This window comes from Tatumella ptyseos (genome assembly GCF_030552895.1).
GTDB lineage: Bacteria > Pseudomonadota > Gammaproteobacteria > Enterobacterales > Enterobacteriaceae > Rosenbergiella > Rosenbergiella ptyseos_A.
Genome location: NZ_CP130649.1, coordinates 2198569 through 2218895, shown reverse-complemented (window position 1 = coordinate 2218895; position 20327 = coordinate 2198569). Strand labels below are relative to the sequence as shown.

Below are 20327 nucleotides of genomic sequence, written 5' to 3'. Positions count from 1 at the left end.
GTTTGAGGTAGTGATACCTAAGAAGGAGATTTTATGACAATGCTTATCCAACCCTCTGTTGGGAATGATACATCCCGTGTATCGGCTACTGCTATTAATGAAGTGAATAGTCGCCATCAAACGGCTATGTCGACAGAACAGATAACCTCACAGGGGATCACTCAGTTGGCTTTGGATGTGGGAATCAGCCCTCTAATGCAAGCTAACAAGCGGTGGGTGAATGATGACCATCGACCTATTCTCACCGCTCCACAAATAGAACGACTTTCATTATTAACCGGTGTATCAGATGAAGGTGAAACTAAGTTTGAGCGCTTAGCTGCCCTAGTTAGCATGCTGTTATCGCCACCATTTATCCAGCAAAGATCTGACAACGTCAGTTCTACGGTGAAGAGGCTTCCGCCTACCGGAGAGAGGATGTCAGTGGACCCAGTTCACCTACCGTTAGCCCCAGAGGAAGGCTCGGGTATTTCGGTAGTAACGTCCTCCACGCCAGCGTTCATCAATGTTTCGGGACCAATGAATCTGGTTGCGGTAAGTAATATTTTGACCAAAGTACTGATCGATGCTGATCGCACGGCAACAATACAGGCAGCCCAAGCCTCAATTCGTAGTGTGACTGCGGCCCTAAGGTCCGGAGAAAATACAGTTGAGTCTGCTCGACGAAATTTAACAGGAGCTATTACCTCAGGCACGCTAAGTAGTGTCGGTCAAGGCATCACGACGCTACGTTCTATCAAAGCATTAGGGAGTGAAGCGAAATCCATCACACAGAATTTACGGGCGGCAAGAAGCCTCGAACTCGGGGCTAAACAGCAGGTAGAAACCCTTGCTAACGGGCAGGGAAATACTCTTCAACAACGTCGAGGTAGTGCAGTCGAGCCATCAGTGAGTCGGACTCCTGCGCAGAGTATGCATGCTAGTGGGCTTAAACATGATGAGCATAGTTCTGTTCAACTAAAGACAGCGAAAGTTCGGCTTACGTCAGACTATGCTAACCAAGCAATTCATGCTGGTAAGGGACTGGTAGAGGGGGCCTTTAGCGTTTCAGCAGCGACCCAACAAAAAGAGGCAGAGCTGGCAAGAACTGACCGAGATATTAATAATGAGCTAGCCAGTACTCATGGACAAGTTGCCAAGAAAAATGCTGAAGCAAAATCAGCGCTGAGTAATACGTTATCAGGGACAATGATGGCGAATAGTAGTGCATTCTCTGCTATGGCTGATCGTACCTAACATTCCCTAGTCACCGAGAAGGTCACGCTTTTCAGTACGAATAAAAGGATACACGTTATGACTATTATCACTACTGCACCGCCGGAAATTAGCCATGCACAATGTGCGCGGCGGCGTTGCCAGTCTGCTACAGAGGTTGCTGCTGTAACAGACACCACAATAGACGTGATTAACCAGCAGGTAAAAACAATACTTTCTTTGCTGAGTACTTCCCCCATAAGCGTTGAGGGAGAAGCACTGCAAACCTTGCTTTCTCAGCCAGGGGCGGAACAGGCGCTAACCGAGGGGCGCCACTGTGGACTGAATCGGGCGCTTCAACAGTTGCAGACGGTGACGGATCAACGCTGCACGCCTAACGATATTATCCATTATACAGAAAGTCAGTCTCGGCAGATAATAGCCTGTGATATTGCGTTAGGTGAGATCAAACGGGAAATAGCCGCTCAGCGAACGAGAAATGTATTTAAGGTCAATCAATTTGAGTCACTCACGCGATTATCACCGGCGAATCAGCTTGAAGGCGATCAAAAAATTACGTTGCACACGAGTTATGCTGCGTTATGGGCGTATATGGCTGAGGCAATTAAAGGGATTAAAAAGGATTATATCGATGTTTTTGCCGGTTTAATGCTGAAGTATACTGAGATGTATGAAGCATTTAACAATATAGTACAGAAGGCAGCTTCAGATTGTGTTCATCCTGGTGAAGATGGAAACTATATTAAGTTTTATCGACAAAATATGGTTAACGGTTATCGCGAATTTGAACAAGTAAGACTCGAATTAGAAAACAACTTAGGAAAGGTAAAAAGTTGGGAGCAGTTAACGGAAAACGATAAAAAAAATTGGGTGACAACGCTATCCCCAGCCTTCAACGTTGATGAGAAAAGTGGAGAAATCACTTTCAACCTCGAACAATTTAGTAATATGCCGAAATATCCTAACGCTCAAGAATCTGATTCTCAAAAAGTGAGTACTGCCAGCTATCAGGCATGGCTAGCGACGTTCAATGCGGCAAGTAATGCATTGCAAAGTAATATGCAATCTTTTGCTCAGCGCTACAGTCAGGCAAATAGCACCTTTGACAATCTTAATAAGGTACTCAGTGGAGCGATAAACTCGTTAGCTGACTGTGCTAAACAGGTTTTTAGAAGCTTAGTGTAATGACTCTAAAAATAGGGTGATAACATTTACTCTATATCCCAGAATCATCTAAAATTTTCATCTCACTAGAATATTGGTGTCAAGATTTTAGCGGGCGATGGCGTATGAAGTGTTTTAAATTTTGGGGGGTAGAGGAGTTGTTTTTATTTGGAGCTAACAGGAAGTGATAGTTCCTTTTAATTATCAAGTGTGATTGTTGTTAGGATTTATATTCCACCTCGGAAGTTAAAGGCGTTATATGGAATTTTCTTATAGGATGCTATTTTCTATTTTCAGAACTATTTTTTAATTAAAAGTAATTTTAAAAAAAATAATTAGATTTACGTGGTTATCCAATAATTTAATAACCGGTGGTATATATGTTACTTTTGAACCCATCTCTTTCCAACACGTCAATCACATCATTTCAAAATAATAGCCAATCTGAGTCAGACGAAAAGTGGTTTGATGCGCTCGACTATGTTGAGATGCAAGACACATGGTTTGATGCATATGAGTATTATCAAGCGGATCCTAAATCTTCAGCGCAAGATATCGCAGAGTCTACTATTCCCTTTACCGATGATTGTCGTAGAGGAATTCAACAGTTTATCCGTACCTTAGGAGAGCATGAGGAAAGTAAAATGCTCTCTCTATGTATGTCTAAACTATGTCCCGGAAGCTCAGCTGACCTCATTATAGCAGCGAATAGCCTTTATAATGCGATTACCGAAGGCCGAGATATTGACACGGCAACACTGCATGCTTTGGGGCTAGCATCGTGGTACCTCCCTGATGGTTATAATATTATTTCCCAAGTAGCGACTTATCTTCGTGATACGGTTGTTAATTGGACAGATGAGACGTTCTTACAAGGCTATTTCGATAATACAGAGAGTGGCTCTTCGAGCCACCTATTCATCGCCTTAGCGGTGACAGCCATTGTTGCAGGGCGGTGGATGAAAGATGAAGGTGGCCCACAACGTGGTATCTTAAAAGTACCCGCTTTTGTGGCGAATATTTTTATCCGCGCTAGCCATTACTGGTCAGCCCTGAATCATATGGCTCAGAGACTTCACTACGTTGGAGACAGCCAAAAAGAGGTCAGCCAACCACTTTTAACTCCCGCTTTTAGTGTTGATACTCAGATAGCGATGATGAATGATGTCTGTGATAGTGCATTGAGGTGTCCTACCTCAAGGCCCAAAATGATGACATTTACGTCGAATTCTACGGCCACTGGCAGTGAATTTATTCGGGCTACTGTCCAAAACCGACCCATTGCTAGGCCTTCCGTCAGTGATTTAATCTCTATCCCTTATAAAGCACATTATTTAGCGGTGGATAAACTACGTCAGGAAAGCGGTATTTCCGATCTGCTCTACTGCACAAGCTCGAAAACAGAGACCTACCATAAGGTCAACGAAAAGATAATTAACGATACGTACTTGCATACTGATTGTTCAGCGACGTCTAATCTTGGGCCGCTTGAAAATAAGGGGGATGACTCTACCTTACACATTGGCACTCCCGACTATCAGATTAGCTCATCTCATTCTGTTGGACAGACACTATTACCGTTGGCACTAGCAGCCTCAGTACCCGTTGTAACCTCTTATCTGCAGGCCTTAAAAAGCGATTCAGCCTCTGCGGTGGGTGTCTCAATAGGCGGCGTCGGTTTAGTCGGAATAGGAAAAGCGTGGTTGAATGGTGCCGGTACATCAAAACAACCTATTGATGAGGCGGCCACTTCTCCCTCACATACTGCAACGGATATTGATATCCAAGAACTAATCTTGAAGGGAAAACCCAAAGACGTTTTTCGAACTTATAAACTCTTTAGTGATTATTTAGGTGAATCGAAAAAACTTAAACCGAAAGATGCCCTTAGATTAGGTTTAGTGAGGTTAGGTTCAGGGTTGTACAAAACAAATGGTTATCTTACCTTCTCCCTGCCACCGCAGAAAAAAACGTTAGCGGTACACCAAATCGGTGTAAAGAAGAAAATAAAAAGGGGCTTGAGCGATATTACTTTTGATTTTAGGGCTGATACAGGAGCAGGAAAATGTACCCTTTTTTCGTTGGAGAAAAATCATAGTGAAGAAATATTTAGTTTATCAATAGATGGAAGGGACATCATTTTATCAGATGGTAAGAAAGAAGAGAGGAAAAGCAAATTTATCGATGAGTTTACTAAAAACCATAGTGTAAGGATTACCGCTAATCGTGGCCTAATAACATTTATTGATGTCCATATAAATGGTGAGAATGTTTATACAGGGATGAGTGATCAAAGTGTTAATAACTTTTTTGTGGGCATAGACTGCAACGACCAAAGTAAATACTATCGTGAATTGAGTGTTAGGGCTTTGAAAACAGAAAGTGTTGAGTCACATCCTTTACTTATCGACTGGTCAAGTTTCCTGACTACAATGCAAAAGTCGGGAATCATAATCGATAGGAATATAAATCCTTTTGATAACGAAAGCATGGCTTTCTATGGAAGTGATGAACACCTAGCAATTATCAATCAAAATAAATTCATTTTTGGATCTGCATACAAATCAATAGAGAAACGATCAGCATTACATAACGATGCTGTTCTCACCACTGCTCTGAACGCGGTGAGTTTTGTTTATTTAGGTAAAGTCTTATCTGATCCGAAAGTGGACCGGGAAACTAAAGAAAATGCAATTCTCGATTACGTAAAAATGACATCGGCGGATGTATTTTCTTTCACAAGCGGTATGGTTGAGCATATGGATCCCTTCAAAATTGTTTCAGGCAGCTTTGGTGCAGGGGTCAAAGGATTACTAAAAACCGCAGGTGCTTCGGTTGGAATAGTTTTCAGTGCATTGAATTTTTTAGAGGGTGTAGAAGAAAAGGATATAGCAAAAATTTTATCAGCGACATTAGCTGCTTTAGGTGCCGTATCAGGAGTAGTGTTATCAGGATTCACCGGATTTGGAGTCGCATTATTCTTTATAGAGGGCGGGTTAATTCTAGATGCTATATCTGATGCCAAATCTAGAGGTGAGCAAAGAGAGTCTTTTTTCAAAAATACAATACTTAATGAGAATAGAAATAAACTTTATAATTATGCGTGGATATCAAAAACTAACCAAGATGGAGAAAGTGTAGAAGGTTATAATAATTTCTTGTTAAAAAACCCTAACACTCCAGATGAAACACAAGTTAACGATGGTGAGGAAAAATTATTTTATGAAATGTTAACCGGTAGTCAATATGTAAAGCCAAACGAAGTCGGTAGTTTGAATAATAAAACTTACAATACCGATTTAGAAGATAAGAATAAAGGATTTATTGGTTTTAAAACGCGTGAAACAGAGAGCGGTCAGGCGCTTTCCCACATAATTTATACATCAAGTGCTACAGTTAAAGATAAATCATATATAGGTCACGATAATCAAGGAAAAGACAGTATTCAGGGTTATGGTCAATTTTTAGGGGGCGATGACACGATCTACTCCAAAAGTATGAATGCTAGAATTAATGCTGGCGAGGGGGATGATATCGTTTTTGTATCAGGACTAGAGGACGTTGTTGATGGCGGGTTAGATGAAAATATTGCCATTATAGATGGATTAAAAGAACGAAAGGTATTAAGTATTTTGGCAGACGGAGATGCTAAATTAGGCGATACAATACTAAAAAATTTCGGTACTTACATACTAACTGGTACGGGGCATGAGGTTATCATCAATCCAAATGAGTTAACTACGACTATCCCAATAATTGTTTGCTCAGGCGGAGGTCAGATGAAATTAATAAATCCAATTAGCGAAAATAATGAGGCGATTGTACTCCAGAAAAATAATAATATAAAAATGCCAACTGGAAATGGTTTCGATTATAAACCGGCTCTCAATAGCATTAAGCTAAATGGGAAAATTGTGGCTATGCAAAAAGGATTTTCCGTCTCCATAGTATATAACTAATCTAATTTTTTATAAGTTATAAGAATTTATAAATGATAATTAACATCATCTCAATTAATAGGGTGAAAAATAAAATTCAATTATTATCGTTTATTGATATAAATTTAAGGCTGAATATGAGATTAACAATCCTTTAAATCTAAAAGGAATGCAATATGCCAGTCTCCCCCACTCAGTATAGAGCTTCGGTTGGTAGCAACCAGAATAGGCTTCTCAATAACGGTATGGGAAGTGTCACGACAAAAGATCAACGAATACAGTCTGGAAGTTCCACGGAAATGGAGAGGATCCAGCGGTTTGGGAGGGCTGTGCATAGAGTGGCTAATTCTCATCATGAACTCGCCTGCACCTCTGCTCAGGCAACAGTTTCACCACAAAGTCTAGCAGTGCCATTATTAATTCTCTTAAGTCAGGTTAGATTGAGTGATAGTTCATTGACCGATGATTGTCCTACGTCTGCTCTTAGCGGCCAACATGATTTAACGCTGCCGCAAGGAGAATGCACTCTGCTTGGTCAGATGAGTGATTACGCTAAATCAGGATTAACAATGGTTGAAGATACGTGGCATTCAATAGACGATTTGATTAAACGTCATGATCCTCTTAAATTCCCTGCGGCAGAAGGAGCGATAAGTATGGATTGGGCTCAAACTATAGATGCCTCTGACGTTAAGATGGTTATTGATCGTGGACGTTTTTTAACGGGCGAGTTAGCGAGGAAAGCCAGTGATTTAGTCCAGACAGTTAAAAATAAAGAGGATTTACTCGCTCTAGATGAGGTAGTAAATAAACTCAATCGGATTGTTTATGAATCAGAAGATGCGTATCCCTTCAAGAGCCATAAAGTAATAAATGTTGATCGTTTAATATATGTTATAGAAAAATCAGAACAAATCATTTCAGAATTTGAAGTGAAAAGTGATCAAGATGATTTCTGTAAACAATTGAGGTTACAGCTAGGAAATTATGTTAAGGACGGGGTGGAACTTAAGGATAAGGAAAGTGCTCTTAAATTCAAAAAGTTCATGGAAAAAACGCCTGAAATAAAATTTGATCCCGATAAAAGAGGCAGAGCGTATCCTACAGTGGAGGAGGGAATTGCCGACAGCTTAATAAGGAGTGTGTTTTGGTTCGAAAACGATAATGAATATTCCGCAACATCGGGGTTAAGATTTCAAGCACATAAATTTATCCTTGCCTCAGTTTTAGCTGAGAAAGGGATTAATGATACTAGCAAGCTACATGAGGACTGGTATAAAGGTGATGGTGCTTTAAAGTTATATAATATCCTTTACCGAGATTTAGAATATAACTTGAAAAATAGGGGGCAGTCTTATCTTTTCGGTGCAGCAAGGTTATTTTTCTCAGAATATTGTAGTTCAAATAGTGCAGAGAATATTACTGGTATTAAAGGGTTAGAAAAAAAGGCTCTATCCTCTTATACTGACAAGGATAAACTTACTTTACTCATGCACTATTTTAATCAACCTGTAGACGTTGAAAGTTCTCAAAATTTAAAGATCGGACGATTTTTGAAAATGGTCGATTTTGTGCTGCTGTTACAAACCATCACAGATTTTATAAGGCCGGAAGAAGCGATAGAGCAGCGCGAGGGATATACCAGCAGTGAGCAAGCAACTGGGTCAGGTACGATTTATGGTCGACAATCTGAGAGCAGATTTCAAAACTTCAAATTAAAATTTAACCACAAAAATAATCAATTATCTGTTATTCCTACTCGTAGGATGGGACTAAAGAAACAAGCAGCTTTAATGAGTAAAAATCGTAAAGTTCTTTCTAGAAATAATATCAAAAGTATTAATTTTGCATCGCGAAGAAGGGACGTCATTACTAGAGTCCCCCCTCCGGTTACTAAATCAGTCAGAAAAAGAATAACTCCCGAGATGATTGAGAAAAATTTCGATCCAAAAAAAATCACCGGACAGAACGATATAGGGTTAATGCTACATGAAAACGGGAAAAAGTATCTGAAAATTAATAATTCATATGTTGAAGTGAAAGCTAATAATGGTCATCTATATATAAAAAAGGAAAAAGGCAATCTGAATATCGAGTACAGAAAGGGTAAAATCAACTTAGAGTCCTATCGTACGCGGCTTGCGAGAATAAAGGAAACAGGGCTAAGCGGAAGAGTACTCACGCCTCATAAAATAATCTCAGATACATTAAATATTAGTGAAGATGATGCCAAAAGTATTCTGTCGAACTATGAATTTCCTGAAGGAAGTGATCTTTATACAGAGGGAACCTTTGCGTTATCGGTCAAGGAGACCGGAAATTTTCCCGAGTGGGCGGCCAGTTTCAAAAAAATTTCTACAGAGGATTACCTTTCTCCTTACCTAAATAATAATGTGATGGACAATGGCTTATTGGGGTTCCAAGGTAAGAGCGGCTATTTCTATAGAGTAGACGCTACGCCACCGGGAGTCGTATTGAAAAATGGATTTAGGGCTTCTGAAGATTTTACCGCGATACCCAAAATGTTACCGGATGAGACAGCGGGCGTTATTTTTTCAGAGACGCTTGAAGGCGCAAGGCGCTATCAAACCCTCAGTAAGGACGCTTATTTATATCGGATTGAGGGAGAGGGGGTGGAAGGCGTTTCCTTAAGGGATAATCTATACAAAAATGAAAAAGGTCTTAATGAGTTTTTGGGCGAACCCTTAGCAAAACAACACACTACCTTAGAATCTCTTGCCGAAGACACCAATGGAGCGATCTACCTTGATGAAGTTCACCTGAATAAGGGGACGATTAAGCCAAGTAAAATCACTGTTGTCGGCACTGATCAACTTCAGCATCCTCTCTCCTCTGGGCCTTGGCAAAAATATCTGTGAAGACGACTCCTTCTCGCTGATGTGTGGTCGGTGAGAAGGATTAATGCATGACAGGGGTTATGGTGTAAAAATTAGGGAGAACTATGGAAAGGAATCAACTCAAGGAGAAAGTAATACCTGGTCAAGGTTATCCTACAATATTATTAGTTATCGAATTACTGTGCCTTATTACAGGATTACAGCCTGCCAATGTTCATCTTCAAGATAGTTTACTCCAGGACCTTGCGATGGATTCTATAGAGTTTATCGATTTATTAATACGCCTAGAGAAACTTGGTGTAAAAATTCCTGACTCCACTCTGACTCCTTTTTTAACGGTCGGGGATATTGTCAATTATATCGATAACACCGCTAAGCACTAAGCATTAGGGAGCAGAGATAAAAACAAAACTGGCAACTGAAGGTCACCAGTTTTGTTTAGGCCTTACACGGTTTGATAAGACTACGTGATTCGCCAATCGATCTCAGGCAAGCCTTGTGAAGCGAGGAGTGTATTGGTTTGAGAGAAATGCTGGCAACCGAGGAATCCACGGTGTGCAGAAAGTGGCGAAGGGTGCGGGGCTTTCAATACGTGGTGTCGAGTCGTATCGATAATTTGCCCTTTTTTCTGAGCATGGGCGCCCCATAACAGAAATACCACACCGTCATGATGCTGATTAATCATGCTGATCACATGTGAGGTAAACGTTTCCCAGCCGAGTCCTGCATGGGAGTGTGCTTGCCCCGCCCTGACCGTAAGTACCGTGTTGAGGAGTAAGACGCCTTGTGCAGCCCACGGCGCAAGGTATCCATGAGTCGGACGGGTAAAGCCGGGGATATCCGTCACTAATTCCTTATAAATATTGACTAAAGAGGGCGGTGGGGCAATACCTGGCTGGACTGAAAACGCTAATCCATGCGCTTGGTTTGGACCGTGATAAGGATCTTGGCCCAAAATTACCACTCGGATATCAGCAAAATCAGTGAGTTTAAAGGCGCTAAAAACTTCAGCCGCGGGAGGATAAATCACCGTTCCCTCGCTCCGTTCTTGCTGAACTTGTTGCAGTGTATCGGTGAAATAAGATTTTTGTTTTTCGTCGCCTAGCACATCGTGCCAAGTCAGATTGGTTTTCATCACTGATTCCTGTAATCGAATATAAAAAAAGAGGCGCGATGCGCCTCTGCTTTCTACTCGCTGCGTCCTGACGTCTCTTTCACGTCCTGAACGGCGACTTTCTCGGAAGGTTTACGACGCTTACCGACGTTTTTCGCATCACGGTGACGGTTTTTAACGCGCGGCTTACTATCGTCTTTTAACGCATCGCGTTTTTGTTTACGACGTTCCATCTCTTTCTTCGAGGCTTTTTTCGGACCTTTATCCGATGGCGCACGGGTTGTCGGGCGAAGTTCATCGATAGTTCGTGCCTTAAGTGGCTCGTTAATGTAACGGCTAATCTTGAGCAATAACGCGTTATCATGCGCTTCAACGAGGGATAATGCCGTGCCTTTACGTCCAGCGCGTCCGGTCCGACCAATTCGGTGCAGATAGACATCAGCGGTACGAGGCATATCGAAGTTAAAGACATGGCTCACGTCATCAATATCGATCCCACGGGCGGCAATATCGGTCGCCACCAGAACGTTTACTGTTCCTTCCGCAAGCCGCTTGATGGCCTCATTACGTTTAATCTGTACCATCTCACCTTCAAGATAGGTACAGCGGATACCGGCTTCACGCAACCAGGCTGCGACTTCATGCACTCGATCTCTTTTTCTGATAAAGACAACGGAGCGAGTGACATCTTCCTGCTTAAGTAAGTGAATTAATAACTTACGCTTATGATCGAGATCATCGGCGCGATAGTACCATTGCAGAATTTTTTTACGTTCACGGCGGCTTGGATCGGCATCCAATGTCACGGGTTCATTAAGAATACGTTGTGCGAAATCTTCGATATCATCGCCTTCAAGCGTTGCAGAGAATAACATTGTCTGTTTACGCCAGCGTGTTTCAGCAGCAATGGTTTCAATATCGTTAGCAAATCCCATATCCAGCATACGGTCGGCTTCATCAAGGATCAGTGTCTCGACCGCACGGCAGTCAAAATTTTCTTCTTTAATATATTGAAGAAGACGGCCAGTGGTTGCGACGACGACATCTTGGTTGGTGCTGAATACTTCTGCGTGGTTCATATACGCCACGCCACCCGTAATGGTAGAGATATCCAAGTGCGTATGCTTCGCTAATTCTCTGGCTTGATCAGCAACCTGCATGGCGAGTTCACGCGTAGGGGTAAGGATCAGGATACGCGGAGGCCCTGATTTTTTACGCGGGAAATCGAGTAAGTGTTGTAAGGCAGGCAATAAGTAAGCCGCAGTTTTTCCAGTGCCAGTTGGGGCGGAACCGAGGATATCGCGGCCTTCTAAGGCAGGAGGGATCGCAGCTGCTTGGATAGCCGTGGGGCGCTGGTAATTTTTATCCTGTAGGGCTTCTAGCAGGCTTTCATCAAGTTCTAATTCGGAAAAAGTGGTTACAGTCATGTTCTACCTCTGGTTGGGGCGCCGATTATAGACATTTCACCACAATTGTTCACCTTTTCCTGCCGATTAATTCTGCAGCCTGCAAGAAAATGGGCAGAAATACTGATAACATTCACGCAAAAACGGTGCCAGTTGGGCGATTAGAAACGTTTGGAGACCACTATGATAGCCAGCATACCACCGTCACCGAAGGCGGGGGGATTTACCTTCAAACAATTTTTTGTGGGTCACGATCGCTGTGGCATGAAAGTCAGTACGGATGGTGTGCTCTTAGGGGCTTGGGCGCCTCTACCAGTTAAGCGCCGCGTATTGGATATTGGTACGGGCAGCGGTTTACTTGGCTTAATGTTGGCACAGCGTCTCGCCGCCAGTGATACACCCTTCACCATTGATGCGATTGATATTGATCCGCAGGCAGTACAGCAAGCGCAAGAGAATGTTAATAACACGCCATGGAAAGCTAATTGTCATTTCTGGCAGCAGGACTTCTTAACCTGGGATAGCTCGTCGGTAGAACCCTATGGATTGATCATTTGTAATCCTCCTTACTTTGCACAAGGTAAGTCCTATCGCGACACACAGCGCGAGAAAGCCCGAGATAGTTGCGGGCTAGATCATCAATCATTGCTCAACAAGGTTGCCACCCTTCTTACTGAGGACGGTATTTTTTCGGTAATATTACCCCTACAAGAATCGGAGCAGTTTGCTGACTTAGCACGTATGACGGGATGGTTGCTGAGTCAACAATGTGATGTCTGTGAACGAAATGACATGGCAGTAAAAAGACGAATGATGACGTGGTGCCGCTACCCGACTCACAGCACGAGCGGACGGTTAGTCATCCGTGATGTTCAGGGGCAATATAGCGCTGAGTTTCAACGCTTAACAAAAGAATTTTACTTAGCGTTTTAGTCCATCATCTATACTGATAAAAACATGAAATTTAGAGGTTTATCAGGTAAATTGGCCTGCAGATGATGCGATTGCAATTAGGATTAATGCATCAATTAATTATCTAGTTAGCAATTTGCTTAAATTTTAGTGAACTTTTGAACATTATTCAGTTCCAACCTTGGGCTCGCCAATGGCAGTAACGTTATGGCACTAGGTGGTTTTACATTGAATATTTTATGAGGACAGAGCCTCAGATGAGCGAGCAGTTAACGGATCAAGTTCTGGTGGAACGGGTTCAAAAAGGCGATCAAAAATCGTTTAATTTACTGGTGCTACGTTATCAACATAAAGTAGCCAGTTTAGTGACACGATATGTTCCGCCGGGGGACGTGCCAGATGTTGTACAAGAGTCCTTTATCAAGGCTTATCGCGCAATAGCCTCTTTCCGTGGTGAAAGCGCCTTCTATACTTGGCTTTACCGTATTGCAGTCAATACAGCAAAAAACTATTTAGTTGCGCAAGGTCGCCGTCCACCGTCAAGTGACGTCGATGCGAGTGATGCCGAAAACTTTGAAGCCGCAAGCGCGTTAAAAGAAATTTCGAACCCTGAGAACTTAATGTTGTCAGATGAGTTGAAGCAGATAGTTTTTAGGACAATTGAAACTCTTCCTGAAGATTTGCGGATGGCGATCACGCTTCGTGAACTAGATGGCTTGAGTTATGAGGAAATCGCTGAGATCATGGAGTGCCCAGTCGGCACTGTTCGTTCACGTATCTTCCGTGCACGAGAAGCGATTGATAATAAAGTTCAACCACTGCTGCAGCGTTAATCGTCTCGCAGAGTGACTACCTAAAGGGTATTAAGGTATGCAGAATGAGCAACTTTCCGCTTTAATGGATGGCGAAGCCTTAGATCAGTCTTTACTCACTGAACTTTCTAAAGACGCTGAGTTGCAAGCGAGCTGGGAGCGATACCATCTGGTTCGTGACACCCTTCGTGGTGATCTAGGTCAGGTCGTGCATTTCGATATTTCTGCCAAGGTGGCCGAAGCGATAGCGCAAGAATCCCCTTCAAGTTCAACGGTTGCGCCGCTTATTGTTGAAGAACAGCCAGCACCGTCACGCTGGCGTAAAATGGGCTTTTTCTCCAAGACAGGTGGTTGGGGGTCGCAATTGGCACAAGTTGGTGTTGCAGCTTGTGTGTCCATGGCGGTTATTGTTGGCGTGCAACACTATAATCATCCTGGTGATGCGGTAACGGCCGATGGTCAAGATACTCCTGCTTTCAATACCTTGCCAATGATGGGTAAAGCCTCGCCAGTCAGCTTAGGTGTTCCTGGTGATATGTTCGAAGGTTCGTCCTCAGCCGGACAAGTTCAAGAGCAGCGTGCGCGCATTAATGCAATGCTGCAAGATTACGAGCTACAACGCCGTTTAAATGATGGTGATAGTTTACCGCCGACTTCTTCTGTTCTTGATAAACAACAGTACTCGGGCACTGTTCATCAATAATGAAAGCAAAATTTATTCTCACTGCCGCGTTGTGCGGCAGTCTACTTTATCCCTTTTCAAGTTTCGCAGATAACAGCACCGCTTCAACAGAAACAAAGCCTAACCAACCCTTTGTGATGCTAAAGCAGATGGATAAAGCGACCAATACGCTCAACTACCAGCTCTCTTATATCAATATTAGTGAACAAGGTATTGAGTCACTGCGTTATCGCCATGCGCTCGTTAATCAGCAAGTCTTTGCACAGTTGTTGCAGATGGACGGTCCCCGTCGAGAAGTGATACAGCGGAATAGGGCGATCAGTTATTTTGATGCCAGTTCAGGCGTGGATCCCTTTACACTACCGGGGGATCGTATCATTGATGGACTGCCGTCGATTTTATTCGCTAATTTCGATCGCTTAAAAAATTACTATGATTTTATTAGTGTAGGGCGTTCGCGAGTGGCTGACCGGTTATGTGATGTCATACGTATCGTCTCGAAGGACGGTTCTCGTTTCAGTTACGCAGTCTGGTTAGACAGTGAGAGTTCATTGCCTTTACGTGCGGATCTGTTATCGCGCGAAGGCGAAACGATTGAGCAGTTTCAAGTTGTTGATTTCGCCGTCGATGATCAGTTACAGCAAGTTATGGCACCATTAGCGGATGCTAAGCTGCCACCTGAAATGACGTCATTACCAAAAAACTCGCAGGCAAAATTGAATTGGACGCCGGGCTGGCTCCCCTCGGGAGTGCAGGTCTTGTCACAAAGCCAGAGACAAGTGCCAGCCCTCGCGAAAAAAATCGAATCGCGCCTCTATAGCGACGGCCTTTTTACCTTTACTGTCAATGTTTCCGCAGCGAGTGGCTCAACGCCGCCACAATCTTACAGCACTGGACGTCGTACGCTTTATGTAGAAATACGTAATAATAAGGAAATTAGCGTTGTCGGTGAGCTCCCTCGTGAAACGGCGAAGCGCATTGCAGATACGGTCAATACGGGTACTTAACAATGATGAGAGAATGGGCGACAGTCGTGTCATGGGATCAAGGGGTTGCAACGCTGCATACCGAGGCGAAAACCACTTGTAACAGTTGTTCAGCGCGCAAAGGATGCGGTAGCGGAATGCTCAACAAACTTGGCCCTAAAAATGCGCATGTCATGCAAGTGAATAGTGAAAAACCCTTGCAGCCCGGTCAGCGTATCGAACTCGGCATCAAAGAAAGCAGTCTGTTAAGTTCAGCGTTAATGGTCTACATCATACCATTAGTAGGGTTATTCATTGGTGCTGGATTACTTCAGTATTGGTTTACTTCCGATATGGCCAGCGCCGGCGGGGCTTTACTAGGGGGAATCGGCGGATTCTTTATCGCTAAGCTGTTATCGAAGACGCTGGGTGAAAAGCATTCGTTTCAACCCGTGATTTTAACGGTTGCCCTAGGCCCCGATCAACTACGCGTTGACGCGGTACATCCCTCGCATTGGTCGTCATAAACAGCGTCAAGGCAGTAAAGCAGCCCTATAAAAAGATTATAGGGTTCGCTTGTCATCCTCCCGTCAGCTTTTCTTCCTGAAAATTGTCTTAAAAAAAAACCGTCCAAGGCTGTTGATATGCTGACGTCTTTGCCGCTGTCGTGTAATATGCTCCGCAGTAAAAAAGTGGGTACATGCATCATGGGTCCATTTATGTGTCCACCTGAATAAATTTTGCAGGAAACTATGAAAAAATCCCCGGATATGAAGAATATAAGAAATTTCTCCATCATTGCTCATATTGACCATGGTAAATCCACCTTATCAGATCGTTTAATCCAAACCTGTGGCGGTTTGAGTGATCGTGAAATGGCAGCCCAAGTATTAGACTCCATGGATCTTGAACGTGAACGTGGAATCACGATTAAAGCGCAAAGTGTGACCCTCGATTATCACGCTCAAAATGGTGAAATTTATCAACTTAACTTCATTGATACACCGGGACACGTAGACTTCTCCTATGAGGTCTCGCGTTCGCTTGCTGCGTGTGAAGGTGCGTTGCTTGTCGTGGATGCCGGGCAGGGGGTTGAAGCGCAAACGTTGGCTAACTGCTACACCGCGATTGAAATGGATCTGGAAGTGGTACCGGTCTTAAACAAAATTGACCTTCCTGCCGCGGACCCTGATCGCGTTTCTCAAGAAATAGAAGATATCGTCGGGATCGATGCAACGGATGCAGTAAGATGTTCGGCTAAGACAGGTTTGGGTGTTCCTGAAGTACTCGAACGCTTAGTCCGCGATATTCCCCCACCGGAAGGCGATATTGATGCGCCGTTGCAAGCGCTGATTATTGACTCTTGGTTCGATAATTATCTGGGCGTTGTCTCCTTAGTTCGGGTTAAAAATGGCGTATTGCGTAAAGGCGACAAAATTAAAGTGATGAGTACCGGTCAAGTCTATAATGCTGACCGTCTGGGGATTTTCACTCCAAAACGCGTTGACCGTGACGAATTACGCAGTGGGGAAGTTGGCTGGTTAGTTTGTGCTATCAAAGATATCCTTGGTGCACCAGTAGGGGATACCCTAACTGCGGCAAAACACTCCGCTGAAAAACCATTACCTGGTTTTAAAAAGGTTAAACCGCAAGTTTACGCTGGATTATTTCCAGTAAGTTCTGACGATTACGAAAACTTCCGCGATGCATTAGGTAAACTGAGCTTGAACGATGCTTCGTTGTTCTACGAGCCAGAGAGCTCTACAGCGTTAGGCTTCGGTTTTCGTTGTGGTTTCCTAGGTTTGCTGCATATGGAGATCATCCAAGAGCGTTTAGAACGTGAGTACGACTTGGATCTGATTACCACCGCGCCGACGGTTGTTTATGAAGTGATAACGACCAGTGGTGAAACGCTCTATGTGGATAGCCCGTCTAAATTACCACCGCTTAACAACATCGAAGAGCTACGCGAGCCGATTGCAGAATGTCACATGCTACTCCCACAAGAGTATCTCGGTAACGTGATCACGCTCTGTGTTGAGAAGCGTGGCGTACAAACCAATATGGTCTATCACGGTAACCAAGTTGCGTTGACTTATGATATTCCAATGGCTGAAGTCGTATTGGACTTCTTCGATCGGATCAAATCAACCTCGCGTGGCTATGCATCGCTTGATTATAACTTCAAGCGTTTCCAAACCTCAGACATGGTTCGTGTCGATGTGATGATTAACTCAGAGCGTGTTGATGCGCTAGCGCTTATTACCCACCGTGATAATTCGCAATCTCGTGGTCGCGAGTTAGTCGAAAAAATGCGTGAACTGATCCCGCGTCAACAATTTGATATTGCCATCCAAGCGGCGATCGGTAACCACATCATCGCACGCTCGACAGTGAAACAATTACGTAAAAACGTATTGGCGAAGTGTTATGGTGGTGACGTGAGCCGTAAGAAGAAATTATTACAGAAACAGAAAGATGGTAAGAAACGCATGAAACAAGTCGGTAACGTAGAGCTACCGCAAGAGGCGTTCTTAGCAATTCTCCATGTTGGTAAAGATTAATTAATTAAGGATTGGTCATGGCAAATATGTTTGCGCTGATTTTAGCAGTTGCGACCTTAGTCACCGGGATTGTGTGGTGTCTTGATAAATTCAAATGGGCACCGGCGCGCCGTGCTAAGCGTCAGCAGGCGCAAGATCAAGCGAACACACCTTTAGATAAAGCCGCGCTGGACAGTGTCGCGCGTCAGCCAAGCTGGGTAGAGACCTCCGTATCGGTATTCCCGGTACTGGCTGTCGTCTTTATTGTACGGTCGTTTATCTACGAACCTTTCCAGATTCCATCCGGATCCATGATGCCAACCTTATTGATTGGCGATTTTATCCTCGTGGAGAAGTTTGCCTATGGACTGAAAGATCCGATCACCCAAACGACGCTCATTCCAACAGGGCATCCTAAACGTGGTGATGTCGTCGTGTTTAAATATCCGAAAGACCCCTCTGTGGATTATATTAAACGCGTGATTGGATTACCGGGAGATAAAATTGTTTTTGATCCGGACAGCAAAACGGTCACCGTTACACCAGGCTGTGGTGAAGGCCACTGCGGAAATCCGGTTGCGATCACTTACTCTTCTATGGAAAAGAGTGATTTCCTACAAACCTTTAGCGGTTTTGATGGAAATGAAGTGGGGAATGGCTTTTATCAAATCTCTAAAGCAGGTATGTTACCTGGAGGATTACAACTGGGTGAGCGTCAAGAAACCCTTGGTAATGTCACCCATAACATTCTATTGGTTAATCAAGCTCAGAGCCAAGTGGATGCTTACTACCAGCAAGATGGTCAGCCACAATCTACATGGGTGGTTCCTGCTGGAGAATACTTCATGATGGGTGATAACCGTGATAACAGCGCAGACAGCCGTTATTGGGGTTTTGTTCCAGAAAAGAATCTAGTGGGTAAAGCGGTTGCTATCTGGATGAGCTTCGATAAACAAGAAGGTCAATGGCCGACTGGCGTAAGATTAAGCCGGATTGGTGGTATCCATTGATAGGGCGCGAGTTCAAGGATGAACTCAACCCCATTTGTACTTTACTACTGTACAGGAAACCGTGAGTTGATACAGCCCGGTTTCCTGTGCAATCAACAGACGCAAAGAATAACTGGAATAGCATGAACCCCATTCTTATAAATAAGCTGCAGCGCAAATTAGGCTACACTTTTACTCATCCGGAACTTCTGCAGCAAGCATTGACGCATCGTAGCGCGAGTAGCAAACATAATGAAAGATTAGAATTTCTTGGGGATTCGATCTTGAGTTATGTCATTGCAAACGCACTTTATTGTCAATTCCCGCGTGTTGATGAAGGGGATATGAGCCGGATGCGTGCAACATTAGTCAGAGGAAATACTCTTGCTGAGATGGCACGTGAATTTGAACTGGGTGAGTGCTTACGCTTAGGCCCTGGCGAACTTAAGAGTGGTGGATTCCGCCGAGAATCGATCTTAGCGGATACGGTAGAAGCACTTATCGGCGGAATTTTTCTGGATAGTGATATCCAAAAGACAGAGAAGTTGATTCTTAATTGGTATCAGTCTCGGCTTGAAGCGATTAGCCCAGGCGATAAGCAAAAAGATCCGAAAACGCGTTTACAAGAGTATCTTCAAGGGCGTCATTTACCGTTACCAGCCTATTTAGTGGTGCAGGTACGGGGAGAGGCTCACGATCAAGAATTTACCATTCACTGCCAAGTGAGTGGTATGAATGAAGCGGTGGTTGGTATTGGTTCTAGCCGTCGCAAAGCAGAACAGGCTGCTGCAGAGCAAGCACTGACTAAGTTAGGAATTGAATGAGCGAACAAGTAACACATTGCGGTTTTATCGCAATTGTCGGCCGACCGAATGTCGGCAAATCAACGTTATTGAACCAGTTACTGGGGCAAAAAATCTCTATTACGTCACGTAAACCACAAACGACACGCCATCGCATCATGGGTATTGATACTCAGGGCGCTTATCAGGCTATTTACGTGGATACCCCAGGCTTGCACATGGAGGAAAAACGCGCGATCAACCGTTTGATGAACCGTGCCGCGAGCAGTTCAATTGGTGATGTTGAGTTGATTGTCTTTGTGGTGGAAGGCACGCGTTGGACAGAAGATGACGAAATGGTGCTTAATAAGCTCAAATCGGTCAAGGCACCGGTCGTTTTAGCCATCAATAAAATCGATAATATCCAAGATAAAACCATTTTATTACCCCATATCCAACAGATCAGCCAAAAAATGAATTTTGCTGATGTGGTACCTTTGTGTGCAGAAACGGGACAGAACGTCGATACCATCGCGCGTATCGTTCACAATACTCTGCCGGAAGCGGACCATCATTTCCCAGAAGATTATGTGACCGATCGTTCACAACGTTTTATGGCATCAGAGATCATTCGTGAAAAATTAATGCGTTTCTTAGGGGCTGAACTGCCCTATTCAGTTACCGTTGAAATTGAGCGTTTTGTCGCCAATGAGCGTGGCGGTTACGATATCAATGGTTTGATTCTGGTCGAACGCGAAGGTCAGAAGAAAATGGTGATAGGTAACAAAGGATCTAAGATTAAAACTATCGGTATTGAAGCTCGACGTGATATGGAAGAGATGTTTGAATCCCGTGTTCACTTAGAACTTTGGGTAAAAGTGAAGTCTGGTTGGGCAGATGACGAACGTGCACTGCGCAGCTTAGGCTATACCGACGATCTCTAATTG

General features: G+C 43.7%; 15 protein-coding genes and 1 pseudogene. 14 read left to right on the top strand and 2 right to left on the bottom strand.

From position 1 onward, the window contains the following. Positions 1–33: 33 nt before the first annotated feature. The 5 genes from QJR74_RS10540 to QJR74_RS10520 all read left to right on the top strand — a co-directional run bounded on the left by QJR74_RS10540 (position 34) and on the right by QJR74_RS10520 (position 9558). Positions 34–1236 (top strand): hypothetical protein, encoded by a 1203-nt coding sequence (locus QJR74_RS10540; protein WP_304371822.1) that lies wholly within the window; start codon positions 34–36, stop codon positions 1234–1236. A 57-nt stretch (positions 1237–1293) separates the two neighbouring features. Continuing rightward, positions 1294–2400 (top strand): IpaD/SipD/SspD family type III secretion system needle tip protein, encoded by a 1107-nt coding sequence (locus QJR74_RS10535; RefSeq protein ID WP_304371821.1) that lies wholly within the window; start codon positions 1294–1296, stop codon positions 2398–2400. Between the two features lie 359 nt (positions 2401–2759). After that, the gene (locus QJR74_RS10530) at positions 2760–6338 is read left to right on the top strand and encodes a hypothetical protein (protein ID WP_304371820.1); all 3579 of its coding nucleotides are present in this window, start codon (positions 2760–2762) and stop codon (positions 6336–6338) included. 155 nt (positions 6339–6493) lie between these two features. Then, positions 6494–9196 (top strand): hypothetical protein, encoded by a 2703-nt coding sequence (locus tag QJR74_RS10525; protein WP_304371819.1) that lies wholly within the window; start codon positions 6494–6496, stop codon positions 9194–9196. Between the two features lie 83 nt (positions 9197–9279). Next, a complete protein-coding gene (locus QJR74_RS10520) occupies positions 9280–9558 on the top strand; it encodes an acyl carrier protein (protein ID WP_304371818.1) in 279 nt (92 codons plus the stop codon). Positions 9559–9638: 80 nt separating this feature from the next. Here the strand turns inward: QJR74_RS10520 and ung are convergent, their stop codons facing one another. Then, the gene (gene ung, locus QJR74_RS10515) at positions 9639–10310 is read right to left on the bottom strand and encodes a uracil-DNA glycosylase (protein ID WP_304371816.1); all 672 of its coding nucleotides are present in this window, start codon (positions 10308–10310) and stop codon (positions 9639–9641) included. Between the two features lie 53 nt (positions 10311–10363). Continuing rightward, complete coding sequence (gene srmB / locus QJR74_RS10510) at positions 10364–11716, bottom strand: ATP-dependent RNA helicase SrmB (protein WP_304371815.1); 1353 nt, start codon at positions 11714–11716, stop codon at positions 10364–10366. 162 nt (positions 11717–11878) lie between these two features. On the opposite strand from srmB, the gene QJR74_RS10505 reads away from it, so the two are divergent. From QJR74_RS10505 to era, 9 genes and pseudogenes are all read left to right on the top strand, one after another. Further along, entirely contained in the window at positions 11879–12628 is a 750-nt protein-coding gene (locus QJR74_RS10505; protein ID WP_304371814.1) for a tRNA1(Val) (adenine(37)-N6)-methyltransferase, read from the top strand. A 236-nt stretch (positions 12629–12864) separates the two neighbouring features. After that, positions 12865–13440 carry an RNA polymerase sigma factor RpoE gene (gene rpoE, locus QJR74_RS10500; RefSeq protein ID WP_048912476.1) on the top strand — a complete coding sequence of 192 codons (576 nt, stop codon included), beginning with the start codon at positions 12865–12867 and terminating at the stop codon, positions 13438–13440. Between the two features lie 37 nt (positions 13441–13477). After that, positions 13478–14050: pseudogene (rseA, locus tag QJR74_RS10495) on the top strand (anti-sigma-E factor RseA); the annotation flags it as partial. A gap of 71 nt (positions 14051–14121) precedes the next feature. Next, the gene (rseB, locus tag QJR74_RS10490) at positions 14122–15108 is read left to right on the top strand and encodes a sigma-E factor regulatory protein RseB (RefSeq protein ID WP_304371812.1); all 987 of its coding nucleotides are present in this window, start codon (positions 14122–14124) and stop codon (positions 15106–15108) included. 2 nt (positions 15109–15110) lie between these two features. Beyond that, positions 15111–15593: a SoxR-reducing system protein RseC gene (gene rseC, locus QJR74_RS10485; protein WP_304371811.1), complete on the top strand. Its 483-nt coding sequence runs from the start codon at positions 15111–15113 to the stop codon at positions 15591–15593. A 243-nt stretch (positions 15594–15836) separates the two neighbouring features. After that, positions 15837–17630 carry a translation elongation factor 4 gene (lepA, locus tag QJR74_RS10480; protein ID WP_304374019.1) on the top strand — a complete coding sequence of 598 codons (1794 nt, stop codon included), beginning with the start codon at positions 15837–15839 and terminating at the stop codon, positions 17628–17630. Between the two features lie 17 nt (positions 17631–17647). Further along, positions 17648–18619: a signal peptidase I gene (gene lepB, locus QJR74_RS10475; protein WP_304371810.1), complete on the top strand. Its 972-nt coding sequence runs from the start codon at positions 17648–17650 to the stop codon at positions 18617–18619. 122 nt (positions 18620–18741) lie between these two features. Beyond that, positions 18742–19422: a ribonuclease III gene (rnc, locus tag QJR74_RS10470; RefSeq protein ID WP_092676356.1), complete on the top strand. Its 681-nt coding sequence runs from the start codon at positions 18742–18744 to the stop codon at positions 19420–19422. Then, a complete protein-coding gene (gene era, locus QJR74_RS10465; RefSeq protein ID WP_304371809.1) occupies positions 19419–20324 on the top strand; it encodes a GTPase Era in 906 nt (301 codons plus the stop codon). Before rnc ends, era begins: the two co-directional genes overlap by 4 nt. Positions 20325–20327 lie beyond the last annotated feature (3 nt).

Excerpts from the sequence above, each read along its gene's own strand:
- QJR74_RS10540 (WP_304371822.1), top strand. The coding sequence starts at position 34 with ATGACAATGCTTATCCAACCCTCTGTTGGGAATGATACATCCCGTGTA.
- QJR74_RS10535 (WP_304371821.1), top strand. The coding sequence starts at position 1,294 with ATGACTATTATCACTACTGCACCGCCGGAAATTAGCCATGCACAATGT.
- QJR74_RS10530 (WP_304371820.1), top strand. The coding sequence starts at position 2,760 with ATGTTACTTTTGAACCCATCTCTTTCCAACACGTCAATCACATCATTT.
- QJR74_RS10525 (WP_304371819.1), top strand. The coding sequence starts at position 6,494 with ATGCCAGTCTCCCCCACTCAGTATAGAGCTTCGGTTGGTAGCAACCAG.
- QJR74_RS10520 (WP_304371818.1), top strand. The coding sequence starts at position 9,280 with ATGGAAAGGAATCAACTCAAGGAGAAAGTAATACCTGGTCAAGGTTAT.
- ung (WP_304371816.1), bottom strand. The coding sequence starts at position 10,310 with ATGAAAACCAATCTGACTTGGCACGATGTGCTAGGCGACGAAAAACAA.
- srmB (WP_304371815.1), bottom strand. The coding sequence starts at position 11,716 with ATGACTGTAACCACTTTTTCCGAATTAGAACTTGATGAAAGCCTGCTA.
- QJR74_RS10505 (WP_304371814.1), top strand. The coding sequence starts at position 11,879 with ATGATAGCCAGCATACCACCGTCACCGAAGGCGGGGGGATTTACCTTC.
- rpoE (WP_048912476.1), top strand. The coding sequence starts at position 12,865 with ATGAGCGAGCAGTTAACGGATCAAGTTCTGGTGGAACGGGTTCAAAAA.
- rseB (WP_304371812.1), top strand. The coding sequence starts at position 14,122 with ATGAAAGCAAAATTTATTCTCACTGCCGCGTTGTGCGGCAGTCTACTT.
- rseC (WP_304371811.1), top strand. The coding sequence starts at position 15,111 with ATGATGAGAGAATGGGCGACAGTCGTGTCATGGGATCAAGGGGTTGCA.
- lepA (WP_304374019.1), top strand. The coding sequence starts at position 15,837 with ATGAAGAATATAAGAAATTTCTCCATCATTGCTCATATTGACCATGGT.
- lepB (WP_304371810.1), top strand. The coding sequence starts at position 17,648 with ATGGCAAATATGTTTGCGCTGATTTTAGCAGTTGCGACCTTAGTCACC.
- rnc (WP_092676356.1), top strand. The coding sequence starts at position 18,742 with ATGAACCCCATTCTTATAAATAAGCTGCAGCGCAAATTAGGCTACACT.
- era (WP_304371809.1), top strand. The coding sequence starts at position 19,419 with ATGAGCGAACAAGTAACACATTGCGGTTTTATCGCAATTGTCGGCCGA.